Source organism: Streptomyces sp. rh34, from assembly GCF_002551245.1.
In the GTDB taxonomy this organism is placed as follows: domain Bacteria; phylum Actinomycetota; class Actinomycetes; order Streptomycetales; family Streptomycetaceae; genus Streptomyces.
This window is the reverse complement of record NZ_NTGZ01000059.1, coordinates 1-13,912: the sequence shown is the minus strand read 5'-3', so window position 1 is coordinate 13,912 and position 13,912 is coordinate 1. Positions and strand designations below refer to the sequence as shown.

9 protein-coding genes and 2 pseudogenes are annotated in these 13,912 nt (G+C 67.9%); 4 read left to right on the top strand and 7 right to left on the bottom strand.

What is annotated here, in order from left to right; all coding sequences use genetic code 11:
- Positions 1-197: 197 nt before the first annotated feature.
- On the top strand, positions 198-1,883 hold the full coding sequence (locus CR470_RS14020; RefSeq protein WP_097867918.1) for a cellulase family glycosylhydrolase: 1,686 nt from the start codon (positions 198-200) through the stop codon (positions 1,881-1,883).
- A 623-nt stretch (positions 1,884-2,506) separates the two neighbouring features.
- Positions 2,507-2,701: a transposase gene (locus CR470_RS39520; RefSeq protein WP_179892252.1), complete on the top strand. Its 195-nt coding sequence runs from the start codon at positions 2,507-2,509 to the stop codon at positions 2,699-2,701.
- A gap of 850 nt (positions 2,702-3,551) precedes the next feature.
- Here CR470_RS39520 and CR470_RS14005 read toward each other — a convergent pair.
- From CR470_RS14005 to CR470_RS13990, 4 genes are all read right to left on the bottom strand, one after another.
- Positions 3,552-4,016: a DNA/RNA non-specific endonuclease gene (locus CR470_RS14005; protein ID WP_097867917.1), complete on the bottom strand. Its 465-nt coding sequence runs from the start codon at positions 4,014-4,016 to the stop codon at positions 3,552-3,554.
- Positions 4,017-4,222: 206 nt separating this feature from the next.
- On the bottom strand, positions 4,223-5,206 hold the full coding sequence (locus CR470_RS14000; RefSeq protein WP_097867916.1) for an acetylxylan esterase: 984 nt from the start codon (positions 5,204-5,206) through the stop codon (positions 4,223-4,225).
- A gap of 261 nt (positions 5,207-5,467) precedes the next feature.
- Positions 5,468-6,793, bottom strand: a complete 1,326-nt coding sequence (locus tag CR470_RS13995; RefSeq protein WP_097867915.1) for a phytase — start codon at positions 6,791-6,793, stop codon at positions 5,468-5,470.
- 353 nt (positions 6,794-7,146) lie between these two features.
- Positions 7,147-8,253 carry a cellulase family glycosylhydrolase gene (locus tag CR470_RS13990; protein ID WP_306667797.1) on the bottom strand — a complete coding sequence of 369 codons (1,107 nt, stop codon included), beginning with the start codon at positions 8,251-8,253 and terminating at the stop codon, positions 7,147-7,149.
- Between the two features lie 710 nt (positions 8,254-8,963).
- Here CR470_RS13990 and CR470_RS13985 point away from each other — a divergent pair.
- Positions 8,964-9,923 (top strand): ROK family protein, encoded by a 960-nt coding sequence (locus CR470_RS13985; RefSeq protein WP_097867913.1) that lies wholly within the window; start codon positions 8,964-8,966, stop codon positions 9,921-9,923.
- A 47-nt stretch (positions 9,924-9,970) separates the two neighbouring features.
- Positions 9,971-11,176, top strand: coding sequence for a mannose-6-phosphate isomerase, class I (gene manA / locus CR470_RS13980; protein ID WP_097867912.1), 1,206 nt, complete (start codon positions 9,971-9,973; stop codon positions 11,174-11,176).
- A gap of 297 nt (positions 11,177-11,473) precedes the next feature.
- On the opposite strand, the pseudogene CR470_RS13975 reads toward manA, so the two are convergent.
- The 3 genes and pseudogenes from CR470_RS13975 to CR470_RS13965 all read right to left on the bottom strand — a co-directional run.
- A pseudogene (locus CR470_RS13975) lies at positions 11,474-11,701 on the bottom strand (transposase family protein); the annotation flags it as partial.
- A 16-nt stretch (positions 11,702-11,717) separates the two neighbouring features.
- Positions 11,718-12,494, bottom strand: a pseudogene (locus CR470_RS13970) (transposase); the annotation flags it as partial.
- 5 nt (positions 12,495-12,499) lie between these two features.
- On the bottom strand, positions 12,500-13,825 hold the full coding sequence (locus CR470_RS13965; protein WP_097867911.1) for an ISL3-like element ISPfr2 family transposase: 1,326 nt from the start codon (positions 13,823-13,825) through the stop codon (positions 12,500-12,502).
- Positions 13,826-13,912 lie beyond the last annotated feature (87 nt).

Here is a 13,912-nt window from a genome sequence, read left to right as displayed (position 1 = left end):
GCCTCGGTAGGAGCCGGCAGGCACCGGTCCGAAGCGGCGTGGGGGTGCCGCGGGCATCTCCCGGGACGCCGGCCTGTACACCGAAATATGCGCAGAGCCTTGACGTGCCCCTAACAAACTGACTTCATGGGAGCGCTCCCACATATTGTCGGGCTTTCGTCACCGTCACCACCCGGCACCTACTTCCTGGAGTCGCAGTGAGACCAGCAACGAGTACGGCACGTCACAGGCAGAGCCCCTTGAACCTCCTGCTGAAAAGTCTGGCCGCCCTTCTCGGCGTTGTTCTGCTGGGCGCGCTTGGCCCCGCCGCTGCGCACGCCCGGCCCGCAGCGGTGGGAGCCGCGGTCACTGGACTGCACGTCAGCAACGGCCGCCTGCTGGAGGCCAACGGCAACGACTTCGTCATGCGCGGTGTCAACCACGCGCACACCTGGTACCCCGGCGAGACGCAGTCGCTGGCCGACATCAAGGCCTTCGGAGCCAATACCGTCCGCATCGTCCTATCCGATGGACACCGCTGGACGAGGAACGGCCCCGACGAAGTCGCGGGCATCGTCGACGACTGCAAGAGCAACCGGCTGATCTGCGTCCTGGAGGTGCACGACACCACCGGTTACGGCGAGGACGCCGCGGCCGGCACCCTCGACCACGCCGCCGACTACTGGATCAGCCTCCAGGACGTACTCGCGGGCGAAGAGGACTACGTCATCATCAATATCGGCAACGAGCCCTGGGGCAACACCGACCCCGCCGGCTGGACAGCGCCGACGACCGCCGCCGTCCAGAAGCTGCGCGGCGCGGGGTTCGCCCACACGATCATGGTGGACGCGCCCAATTGGGGCCAGGACTGGCAGGGTGTCATGCGCGCCAACGCCCAGGCCGTCTACGAGGCCGACACCACGGGCAACCTGATCTTCTCGATCCACATGTACAGCGTCTACAGCACGCCTCAGGCGATCACCGACTACCTGCAAGCCTTCGTCGACGCCGGACTGCCCCTTCTCATAGGTGAGTTCGGTGGACCCGCCGACCAGTGGGGGGACCCTGACGAGGGCACCGTGATGGCCACCGCCGAGGCACTCGACCTCGGTTACCTGGCGTGGTCCTGGAGCGGCAACACCGACCCGATCCTCGACCTGGCCATCGATTTCGATCCCAGCCGCCTGAGCTCCTGGGGCGAACGCATTTTCCACGGAACCAACGGAATCGCCCAGACCTCCCGGGAAGCCACCGTCTTCAGCGGTGGTGGAAACCCGGGCGACACGGAGGCCCCGACGGCCCCCGGTGCTCCGATCGCCTCCATGGTGACGGCGTCCTCAGCCATCCTCACCTGGCCCGCAGCGTCGGACAACGTTGCCGTCGTTGGTTACGACGTCGTCCGGATGAGCGGCAGCGCCGAGACCGCAGCCGTCTCGTCCGCCACCACCAGTGCCACCGTGACGGGCCTCACTGCCGACACCGCGTACACATTCGCGGTGTACGCCCGTGACGCGGTCGGCAATCGATCGGCCCGTTCCGCCACGGTGAGCGTCACCACGGACACGGGCGGGCCCACGCCGGGCGTGAGCTGCTCCGTCGGCTACCGAGTGGTCGGCGAATGGCCCGGCGGGTTCCAAGGTGAGATCACCATCCGTAACACCGGCACCACCGCCATCAACGGCTGGAACCTCGCCTTCGCCTTCGTCAACGGCCAGACGCTCTCCAACCTGTGGGGCGGGACCGCCACGCAGAGCGGCTCCGCGGTCTCCGTCGCCCCCGCCGGATACACGGCGGTGATCACAGCGAACGGCTCCATCAAGCTTGGCTTCACCGGCACCAGGAGCACCACCAACACAGCGCCGATGGCCTTCACACTGAGCGGCAACACCTGCACGACGACCTGACAACAACCGTTCCGCCGGTTGGCAGGGAACCCCGCCCCTGCCGGCCAGGTGCGACGAGGCCTGCTCGGGAGAGGAATTCGTCGATGAGAGACGTCATCGCCGTAGCAGGTTCGCCGGCCACGGTTCACTGACCACCACCCGGCGCCACTTGCACCCGGACGTCCACAAGATCACGGCTGCCGGGGCTACGCTCCCTGCCCGCTTCAACGTGCTGCGCGCACCACGCTCACCGCCGAGCCCCATCGGCATGACCCGCTGCTCCGGTCAAGGACGCCGGTCCCCGATCTGAGCCCCAACTGGTCCTCAAAAAAAGATCAAGGGCCGGTTTCGGATTTCTCCGAAGCCGGCCCTGATCCGCGACTGTCTCCAGTCGGGACGACAGGATTTGAACCTGCGGCCCCTTGACCCCCAGGAGTAAGGGGTAAGGGGTATTTTCTGGATATAGCGGACTTAATCCGGGCGCGATTTGTGCGTGTAGGCATGCATTGTGCACCACCGTGCGTAGCGTGTGGTCCCCAACTGGTCCCCACGCGCCCCCTTCCCATTGTCCGGCCGACGCCTCGCGCGAGCACCTCAAGCTCCTTCGAGATCGCAACCCTCTGACCACCTACGAGGTCATCAGGGTGGCAGACCGGCACAAACACCACTTGATCTGCGACGGGCGTGGCACCCCGCTCAAGGTCATCACCACCGCGGCGAACGTCAACGACGTCAACCAGACCCTCGCCCTGGTCGACGGCATCCCGCTCGTCGCGGGCCGCCCCGGACGGCCTCGCCGCCGGCCCGAAGCCCTGCTCGGTGATACCCCTCGGCGTTGACGTGGATCGGGAAGGCATGCGTCTCTTCCGGCAGCCCGACCTCGGCCAGCGTGCCAGTTTCCAGGACGACGCCGCGGAACATGAAGCCCAGTCCGCTCCGCTCTGGATCCTCCCGGTCACGCCACTCCAGGAGTGGCATCGTGCACGGGGAGCCGTCCAGCCCATCCGTCAGGGACAGACAGCGCCGATACTCCGGGTCCAGCGGCTGGCTGGCCAGGGCTTCCAGTTCCCTGATCTGTGCAGGACCCGCAAGGGCCCGGAGCCCGGGCATTTCGTCCGGGCTCAAGGGCGAGGAGGCGAGCCTGACTGTGCGCGCTCCAAGAGTCGAGCAGTAATTCTGCTTGACGTTACTCGATACCGACACCCCCTATTTGCTCGAATGACGACTCCCCTTGAATAACAAACGTCAAGGTCCTTGCACAGCGCAGCCCAAAGGAGATCAGCAAAGGTCATCTCGAAAATGAACCACGCCTCCATTTCCACCGCGACCTGCCACTGCTTTCTGTTCTCGTCAGGGGGAACGAGAAAGATGTGGTTGCCCGAAATCGACCTAGCAACCGCAAAGTACCCACCCTCTTCTGGGTATATGGGGTGCCGACACGAAGGGGGATCGCTTTGAGTCAGCTCTCCGTACGAATAGGATGCCTGATCCCATAGCGATTCCAGGCGCAGGCCATGATCCCCTCTCTCGGCTCGTGGATGAAAGAGGTAAGTCTGATCATTGATGCACCCCGGCCTGTAAGCAGAGACGAACTCCTTGTAATCGGCGGGTAGAGTGATGCGGCTCGTTCTTTCAATGGCTTCCCAGTCAGCGGCCTTGTCGCCGTTGACCAGGGGCAACCCTAGAAGTTCACGGAACTGAAAGTTTTCCACCTGATGGCCTTTGTGAGCAGGAGTATCCACCAGTAGCACGATTATGGACCGTGCAGTCCAGCCTGTAGCCCTTGTTGCCGACCGCGTACATTCTAATTTCTGCGGGAATCGCCGGATCGGTGCCTTTGTATACGGGTAGCACGCCCAGGGATATGGTCTCTCCGGACTTCACGGCGTTGGTGACATCGTCCTCGAGTCCCCTCATGTGCGGAGAGTTGGCGGGAGTTTGGCATCCCGCCACGAAATTGCGCAATGTGCCATTTTCGCCGCCCATTTGATTGCCGATCAGGTGGAGTGCTGCCCTGTTTCCCACGGGCAGCCGGTCGAAGCCTGCGGGCTTCCACTTCGGGTCCAACCGCCACGGACGAAGATCGTATTGATCGATATGGGCAACTGCGCCCATAGCCCGGAAATCATCTGCACCCGTACCGAATCTCGTCATAGGCGCATAGTGGAAAGCAGGGTCGCTCGAAGGCGAAGATGCCGGTCTGCCCGGCCTGACCGAGTTGGCCAACAACGTCGGCCAGGCCCTCGGGCGCCTGCGGCCACGCCCCGGAGCCGATCCGGAGCCGCCCTGTGATGGAGCGCGGTGTGGCAAAGGGCCCGCTCTCGTCCTTCACCACGCGACAGCGTGAGGTTGGAAAGCCCTCAGTCGGTGCCTGTGGGCGCCAGGCCCTGACCCTGCAGCCAGCGCAGGTGGGCCGGGAGGGTGGCTCCCTGGCCGCCCGCATGGTCGGCGAAGGGCCAGACCTTGATGGCCTTGGGGGCCGCGTAGCGGTGGTACGCCGCGTAGACGGTGGACGGTGGGCAGACCGGGTCCATCAACCCCGCGCTGAAGAGGGCGGGAGCCTGGGCGCGCCGTGCGAAATGCACGCCGTCGAAGTAGCCGAGCGTGGCGAACGCACGGTCGGGGGCGTCGCGGGTGTGGTGGCGCAGGTAGTCGACGACCTCGGTGTACGGCCCTTCGGTGGCTGTCTCCGCCCCTCGCCTGAAGTGGCACAGGAACGGCACGTCGGGCAGGGCTGCGGCGATGTCTCCGCCCGCCAGTCCCGCGACCGCGAGCGTGAGCCCGCCGCCCTGGCTGGCTCCTTGGACGATGATCCGGTCGGGGTCGACCCTAGGCAAGCACCGTGCGGCGTCGACGGCGCGCACGCAGTCGGTGATGAGGCGGCGGTAGTAGTGCTCGCGCGGGTCCTGGATGCCACGAGTCATGAAGCCCTGCACCCATTGGGGGCCACCGCTCTCGTCCAGGTCAGGAGTGTCGTGTCCCTGGCCGCGACTGTCGACAACCAGATGGGCGTACCCGGCCGACGCATAGCCGAGGTGGTCGGTGGGCAGGCCGCGGCCGCCGCTGTAACCGATGTACGTGATCACGGTGGGCAGCGGGTCCCGGGCCCCGGCCGGGGTGATGAACCAGGCGGCGACGGTCTGGCCGCGCCAGCCGGGGAACCGCAGATCGTGGACGTCGACGGTGGACATCAGCGTGTCGAGGACAGGCGTGAGGCGCGGATCACCTCCGGCGTCGCGGGACAGCGCGAGGCTCTCGTCCCAGAAGGCGTCGAAGTCGCCGGGCTCCGGTATCTCCTCGCCAGGGGAGCCCAGTTGATCCGGCCGAAGGTCGGTGAACGGCATGGGGCCTGCTCTTTCGGGATGAGGCGTGGCACGGGAGGCCCAATTCTCCCGCCTCTCCCGGCAGCCGCAGGAGCGCCGGAGGAGGCCGATCGGGCCTCCCGTACTACTACGGGCGGAGTGTTGGCGGGTTTCCCGCGCCCGTACTGCCGCCGAATACGGTGCCGCCGGGGATGCCGCTGTCCTCCACGAGGCGTGCTCCTGCGGTGTGATGGAGCGCCAGCCCCTGGCATGTGCGGGACACGTGCCAGGGGCTCGATCGGATCAGCCCGCGTCGCGGGGATCGAAAGACGTGATGTCGACCGTCAGCGGCTCGGGGAACCCGTCGGCCACGGTGTCCCACCGGGTGAACTTGAAGTTGGTGCCCTCCCGGTCGCCGTCCGCGGGGGTGGCATCGCCGTCATGGGTGATCAGCAGGCCCTTCGGGAACGCCGTGCCCAACGGCACGTTGACGACCATGGAGCCGTCGGAGTGCTGGACGCCGTCGACGGCCGGGCCGCCGGTGACCGCGAAGGAACCGACGTAGGCGTTGTCGCCCTCCCGCTCGTACACGGCGAAGGTGTCGTCGCCCTGGCTGGAGGCGAGCACGTACCCGGCGCCGTCGGCCGCGTGGTAGACCGTCACGCCCTCAGCGTCGGCGCTCAGGTGCTTGCCGCCGTAGCCGGGGTCGTTCGCCGTGTCGAGGACGCACTCCTCGTCCGCCTCCTCGTCGTAGGTCCACGGCGTGCCGTACTCGCGGACCCGGTCGATCAGATCGGCGTCGTCGAACTCCTCGTCGTCGAGCTCGATGCGCCACAGGCCCACGGCCTCCTGCGCGGCGTAGAGGACGCCCTCCTCCTGGTCGAACGCCATGCCCTCGACCTGCGGACGCTCCCCGGGGTCGCCGCACGGGGCCCAGTCGGTTCCGTCGGGCAGCTCGAAGCTGCCGGGCAGCGAGAGCGTGTCCTCGGTCTCGTACCCGACCTTGCCACCGCGGTCCTTCAGTTGCAGCAGGCGCAGGCGGGTCTCCTCGCGCTGCGACACGACAACGTAGGCGTCGTCGTCATCGCTGAACGCGGTGAGCCCGTACGCCGTTCGCTGCTCGTCCACCTCGGACTCGCCGGAGGCGAAGACCGGCTTGGCGTCCGGCGCGGTGACGTCCTTGAGCGGCGGCCTGCCCGCCGCCACAGCGGTGGGGTCGATGGCGAACGCGCGGACGCGGTCGCGGCCCCGGTCGCTCACGAGCGCCAGGTCGGTCTTCTTCCCGCCGAGTTCGAAGCCGTAGATCACGTCCACGTTGTTGAAACGGCCGACCGCCCCTTCCTCGCTCGGCGCCGGGGGCGCGGCGATGTGCTGGATCCTCTTGCCGTCGAGACCGTATACATCGAGCCCGGCCTCCTTGAGGGTACCGATGACGATGCTGCGGCCGGGATGCTTCGGGTCGACCCAGACGGCCGGGTCGTCGGCATCGGCGTTGCCGCCAGCCGGGTCGTCGTGCACGGCGGGCGTCTCGATGTCGGCGCTGACCAGCACCGGTCCGGAGGCGGGGGCCGGGCCCCCGGCCACCATCAGCAAAGTGGCGGCAAGGGCGGTAAGAGTGGTGGCGCTCACGATACTCCTCAGTAGGGGACAGCCGGTCGAAACCGTAGAAGCCGTGGTTGGAGACGACCGGAAGCAGAGATGAACAACAGTCGCCCCGTCAGTTCTCTTCGTTCATGGAAGCTCCGCCGGCCTCGGTCCGGAGCCGGAGCCGGGACCCGCTCGTGAGGGCGGCGGCCTGGAGCACTCCAGGAGGCATGTCGCTCGAACAATGCAGGCGGCCCGGGGGCGACCGGGCCGCCTGCCGCCGGATCCGACGCGTCCGCGACGGGGCTTTCGGAAGCCGCGACGCGCGGGGAGCGGTCCGGGGCGGCGCCTGTCCGCCGTGGTCGGCAGGGGTGGCGCCGCTCCGGGGGCATGAACGATCAGCCGTCCGCCGAGCTGCCGCGGACCACGCAGGAGCGGTTGTTCTCCCAGCCCCAGCCATCACCGTCGGGGTCCGAGGAACCGGACAGGCAGTAGGGGTAACCGTTCGGGGCCGTGCCACCCCCACCGCCGGGGGCGTCACCGTAGACCGTGGCGGGCTCGGAGGTGGTCGAGATGCCGTTGGCCCCGGTGAGGAAGCGGCTGCCCCAACTGGTGGGCGCGTCCGCGTCGAAGCCGTTGACCATGTCGAGGTACTCGACTCCGCTCCCGTTCCCGCTCCAGGACCAGCCGATGTATCCCACCTTCAGCGACTGGGCGGTCGCCATGATGGCGTCCTCGTCCGGGTTGCCGTCGCTGTGCGCGTCGCCGAACTCGCCCACGACGATGGGCAGTCCGTTGTTCACGAAGTGGTTGAGGTAGTCCCGCACCTCGGCAGCGGTGTCGTACACCCCGTACATGTGGATCGAGAAGATGGTGTTGCGGTCCGGGTCGGAGGCGAAGACGGAGGCGGCGTTGGCCCTCATGGTGTTGGACCAGTCCTGGCCCCAATTGGGTGCGTCGACCATCAGCGCGTGGTGGAGGCCGGCGCCGCGGAGCTTGCCGATCGCGTTCTTGGTAGCCTCGGTCCAGGCGGTGTAGCCCATGTTACCGAAGAACTCGTTGCCGATGTTCATGACGACGTAGTTCTCCTGGCCCTCCAGGGCGCTCCTGACGTCGACCCAGTAGTCCGCGGCCTGGTCCAGTGATGCGGCGGCGCCGTCTTCTCCGTAGCCGGTCGTGTCGTGCACCTCCAGCACGCAGATCAGCCTGTTCGCCTTGCACTGGCCGATGAGGGAGGAGACTTCGGAGGCACTGGTCCTGGTCCAGCGGTCCCCGCTGCCGAGGACGATCCGGACCGTGTTGGCACCGGTGGCGGCGATGTCGGCGAGCGAACCGGTCTCTCCCGGGTACCAGACGTGGGCATGGTTCACACCACGCATCACGAACTCGTTCCCATTGGCCTCGTACACGCGACCGTCGGTGACCCGCAGCCCCGTAGCGGCTTCCGCGCTGGTGGCTGTTCCGAAGACGGCCAGCACGGCACCGACCAGGCCGGCCACGGTCATGGCGACGACCGTATACAGGGTGCTTCTCTGCGGAGGTTTCATATCTCTCCTCAAGTGGAGGGCTGCAACAGCCCTGGCGGGTGGTCCGGGAAGATCAACGGCCTTCCGGGTACGGCTTGTCGAGCGACTCGGCCGACAACTGCGCGTGCCGCACGGTCCGGGACGGCCTCGGCGGGCGGCCGGTGTGCTACCTCGTGGACAACGTTGCCGTCGCCTGAACGGAGGGCGGGAATCGGATCGCGTGAGTGACGTCCGCCCGGTAATGCGCCGGCACCGATGAGCGCCTGCGGACGAAAGTGACCCCGGGGCCCACTGAGTTGCAGACCCCCGGTTTTCCAGACACAGGCCGGATGTCGCACCCATATGAGGCACCGAATGTTCCAGCCATGTCAATAGGCGTGTCGCAGAGGTTTCACCGCCCGTTCCACGCCATTCGAGAACGCCGCGGGCATGAGCTCGGCCGACCGCGCCGGAATTCGCCCCGCCCTCTCGGGACGGCCGGCGATAACAGGAGGTCGGCAACGCCCCGCCGCCTTCCGCCCGGCGAGGAACCGCTTTGACGAGAAGGAGAACAGGCGCAGCCCCTCCCCCGCCGTCCGTGAGATTTTGCGAATCATTTACTCAACTAAACCAGTTTACTAGACAACGTTGTCAGAAGCGGTCACAGTGGCGTTCCCGAGCGATGCACTCCACCCAGGAAAGGGCAGAACGTGACGGTGTACGGAGCACTCGACATCGGCGGTACCAAGATCGCGGGGGCGCTCCTCGACGGAGAGGGCCGCCTCCTCGCACGGGCGCAGCGCGCGACTCCGGCCGACCGGCCTGCCGCCGATCTGGCGGCGGCCGTGATGAAGGTGCTGGACGACCTGGCCGCGTTCCCGGCCTGGGACGAGCTGTCCTGCATGGGCATTGCCAGCGCGGGGCCCGTCGATACCGGTGCGGGCACGGTCAGTCCTGTCAACATTCCTGGCTGGCGCGGCTTTCCGCTCATCGATCTCGTGCGCACACACCCTCGGCTGCCGCTGGGGGTCCTTCCTGTTCTCGTGGGGGACGCTGTCGCCATGACGGCGGCCGAGCACTGGCTGGGCGCCGCGCGCGGGTTCGACAACGCCCTCTGCATGGTGGTGTCCACCGGGGTCGGGGGCGGACTGGTCCTCGGCGGGAGAGTGCATGCCGGACGCACCGGCAATGCCGGGCACATCGGCCACATCACCGTCGACCACGAGGGTCCGCGCTGCGCGTGCGGGGCCCCGGGATGCGTGGAGAGTCTGGCGAGCGGAACGGCGATCGCCGCACACGCCCGCGCGCTCGGATGGACGGCTGAGCCCGGCGCGCCCTCGCACGCCGCCGCGGTCGCCGCGGCGGCCCGCGAAGGGGACGAGCGGGCTCTTGCCGCCTTCCGGAGATCGGCGCGAGCACTGGCCGCGGCGATCGCGGCGACGGCAGCCCTCGTGGAGCTCGAACGGGTGGTCATCGGCGGCGGCGTCGCGCAGGCCGGCGACGTCCTGTTCGCCCCGCTCCGGCAGTACCTGGACGACTACGCCGTACTCGACTTCACCCGTGGCTTCTCCGTCGTCCCCGCCGGCCTCGCGCTGGACGCCGGTCTCATCGGAGCGGCTGCCACGGCATCCGCCGAAACCGTGTCCCCCGCCGGGATATCACACTGCTGACACCGTCGCGTGCCGCCTTCGGCGGCAGCCCCGGAAGGGAACGCCCCGTGGACCGACTCCTGAACACCATCCGCCCCTACTCCTGGGGCTCCACCACCGCGTTGTCCGAGCTGATGGGCACCGTCCCCGACGGCAGGCCACAGGCTGAGCTGTGGATGGGGGCCCACCGGGCGGCCCCCTCACGGCTGCTCCGTGCCCACGGCCCCGAGCCGCTCGACGCCCTCATCCGCTCACGACCGGCCGCCGAGCTCGGAGAAGCAACGCTCCGCCGGTTCGGGCCACGCCTGCCCTTCCTCCTCAAGCTGCTGGCCGTCGAGTCACCGCTCTCCATCCAGGTGCATCCGGATCTGGCCCAGGCCGCCGTCGGACACCGGATCGAGAACGCGCAGGGGGTCCCCCTCGACGCCCCGCACCGCAACTACCGGGACGGCAACCACAAACCGGAAATGATCGTGGCGCTCAGCGGCTTCGAGGGCCTCTGTGGCTTCAGGTCGCCGGCGCACTGCGCCGACCTGCTCGCGGCGCTTCGGCTCCCCGAACTGGCCCCGCATGTCACAGCCCTGCGCGAGGAGCCCGAAGAGCCCGCTCTGCGGGCCGTGTTCTCCGTCTTCCTCACCGCCCCCGCGCCGCTGGTCGCCGCGGTGGCCGCTTCGGTGGCCCGCGAGGCGGAGACCGCGGAGGAGGACCGGGCCGCGTGGCAGGCGTACGACAGGGTCGCCCGGGCCCGTCCGGGCGACCCCGGCCTCCTCGCCGCGTTGATGCTCCAGCACGTGCGACTGGCTCCGGGCGAAGGAATCTTCCTGGGAGCCGGCGTCCCCCATGCCTACCTGAGAGGGCTCGGCGTCGAGATCATGGCCTCGTCGGACAACGTCCTCAGATGCGGCCTCACCTCCAAACACGTGGACACGGAGGAGCTGCTGCGCGTGGTGAGGCCCACCGCCTCGCCCGTACGAGTCCTGCGGCCCGCCGAGCGGGGGGCCGGAGCCGAAGAGGTCTATGCGGCCCCGGTCGACGACTTCCGGCTGTCCCGCGTCCGCCCCTCCGCCGGATCCTGCGCCGCTCTGGATGCGACAGCACCCCAGATCCTCGTCTGCACGAGCGGCAGCATCCGACTGAGCAGCGGCTCAGGCGGTTCGTTGACCCTGAGGCCGGGGGATTCCGCATACGCGCCGGCCGGGGAACGGGTGACTGTCCGGGGCGAGGGTGAGGTCTTCCGGGCGACGGTCGACGCGGGGCACGGGCAAGGGCACTGACGGAGAAAGTGCGGATGATCCACTATGTCCGCTGCTTCCATTGAACCGGTCTACCTCGCGCTCGGGCGGGCCGTCGCTGGACCCTCGAAGCCGTGCCCCAGTACCGGCCTTTCCTGTCGGTCCTCACGGGTCGTCGGTGAATTAAGACCCAGTGATTCGAAACGCGGAAAGCGCATTTCAGAATTCCCGCGCTTCCTTCCGTTTGCGTGATCAGTATGTCGGTGGTGTTGGCGGCGAGGCAGGTCAGCCGCGGTCCGACTAGCGTCGGCGATTCGCGCCAGTGAGCCTTTTCCAACCTCACGCTGAGGCGTGATGAAGGACGAGGACGGCTTTGACGATCACTGTGATGCGGTTGGTGCTGCAGCGGAGTTTCCGTAGGAGACGCCAGGTCTTCAGGGTGGCCATGGCCTGCTCGCCAAGGCAGCGGATCTTGGCGTGGGTGCTGTTGTGGCGGCGTTGCCACCGCTTGAGGCGACGGCCGCGAACGGGAACCCGGATGGAGCCGCCGGCGCCCTGATATGCCTTGATGCTCCTATAGAAGTCAACTCGACGAAGTAGTCCCGCCGTTGTGGGTACGGGTGAGCGCGTGGTAGACCTCGCGGGCTATGAAGCGTTTGAGGCAACGGATGATGTCCTTCTTGGTGAGTCCCTGCTGGGTGCGGCGCGCAACGTAGGCGCGAGTGCGGGGGCAGTAGCGCATCCGCACTACTGCGATCATGTGGAGGGCACGGTTGGCCTGGCGGTCTCCGCCTCGGCTGAGACGATGTCGGTCGGTGCGTCCGGAGGAAGCCGGAACTGGAGCGGCGCCGCATAGAGCGGCGAACGCGGCTTCCGTACGCAGGCGTTCGGGGTTGTCGTCGGCCGTGACCAAGAGCTGACCGGCGGTCTCTGTGCCCACGCCACATAGTGCGACGAGCTCAGGACCAGCGGACGTGGTGAGCATTGTCAGGCGTTCGGTGACCTCGTCGATCTCCTCGGTGAGCATGCGGATGCGGCGTGCCAGTTGCCGCAGTGCGTAGCGGGCGGCCTCCGTGGGGCAGGTGAGGTCCACTCCTGGCCGCAGCCGAAGGCAGCGGTTGACCAGGGTGGTGCGGGTGAGCCCTGTGAGCGACGTGCGCAGAGGTTCGGGAGCGGTCACCCGCAGGCCGATGAGTTGGTTGATCGCCTGGGTTCTGGCCTTGATCGCTGACGCGCGGGCCACACGCAGCTGGCGAAGGGCTTCCACCGTGCCCGTATGGGACTTGGGGATGGCCGTGGCTCGTCCTGAGGCTGCTGCGCGGGCGGCGGCATAGGCGTCGATTGAGTCGGATTTGCGGCGGGGGCTCATCCCAATCGGGGGTGTAGGAGTTGGGGTCTGAAGCCGCCGGTCTCGAGCAGGCTTCGGGCGATGTAGTTGGTCAGGTTGCGGAACCCGAGTGCGGAGCCGCGCAGGTGTTCGAGCCGTCCGTTGAGCGCCTCGGTCGGCCCGTTGCTGGTGCCGGGTCGTTCGAAGTAGGCGAGCACGTCGGCGGCTCGCTTCTTCAGGGTCCGGCCCAGGGTGGTGAGCTCGGTGAGCACCTTGGGGACGCCGGCGCTGAGGTCGGTGATCAGCTTCTCCATGAGCTCGCGGCCACGTTGCCGGTCCTCGTGGCGATAGGCGGCGATCATGCGCTGGTAGACACCCCAGGTCGCCTCGACCTCGACGTGAGCGTCATCAACGAACAGCGCGCGTAGCCTGTCGCTCTGCTTGTCGGTGAGCAGGTCCGCGCCGGTGTGCAGCGTGCGCCGCGACTTGTAGAGCGGGTCGTCCCTGAACCCACGGTGCCCGTGGATCGCGAGTTGGACCCGGCGCCGGCACCTGTCGAGGGCGTCACCGGCCAGGCGCACGACGTGGAAGGGATCCATCACCGTGACCGCGTCCGGGATCTCCTCCGCAGCGGCGGTCTTGAACCCGGTGAAGCCGTCCATCGCGACCACCTCGACCGCGTCACGGAAGGCGTCGTCGCGGTCGGCGAGCCAGGTCTTGAACGCCGCCTTCGACCGGCCCTCGACCATGTCCAGCAGCCTTGCTGGGCAGGCGCCATCGCGGACCGGGGTGAGGTCGATGATCACGGTGACGTACTTGTCGCCACGCCTGGTGTGGCGCCAGACGTGCTCATCGACGCCAATGACCTTCACGCCCTCGAACCGCGTGGGGTCGTTGATCAGCAGCCGATTGCCTTCGGCCAGGACCGCGTTGTTGGCGGTGTCCCACGCGACCCCGAGTCCCTCGGCGACACGGGCGACGGTGAGGTGTGCGACCACGATCCCTTCCAGCGCCCACCGCAACCCGGTGCGCGAGAGCTTCGCGCGTGGCTCCGCCGCGGCGCTGGTGTCTTGGCGCCACACGTGTCCGCAGTCGGCACAGCGGTAGCGGCGCACTACAACTTCCAGCAGGGTCGGTCGCCAGCCCAGCGGCTCGTGGGCCAACCGCCGGATCACGGTGTCACGAGCAGCGCCTTCGCTGCCGCACCGTCGGCAAGACTGATCTGGTTCCACCACGCGGCACGCGAGGACCGCACGATCCGGTTCAAGTCGTTGCCCGGTCACGCTCAGACCGAGGCCGTCGAGTCGAGCGAAGGCGGTCAGGTCAGGGCGGCCGAAGCCGGCCGGCGGGGTAGCGTCGGACACGTCGAGGTCTTTCGGATGGATGGCGTAGGAACCTCCATCGTCGGGAGACCTCGACGTCTATCTGCGGACCGACGCGCCCGGCCGACC

Bases quoted from the DNA above. Each gene is read 5' to 3' on its own strand.
- CR470_RS14005 (WP_097867917.1), bottom strand. From the start codon at position 4,016: ATGACGAGATTCGGTACGGGTGCAGATGATTTCCGGGCTATGGGCGCA.
- CR470_RS14000 (WP_097867916.1), bottom strand. From the start codon at position 5,206: ATGCCGTTCACCGACCTTCGGCCGGATCAACTGGGCTCCCCTGGCGAG.
- CR470_RS13990 (WP_306667797.1), bottom strand. From the start codon at position 8,253: ATGACCGTGGCCGGCCTGGTCGGTGCCGTGCTGGCCGTCTTCGGAACA.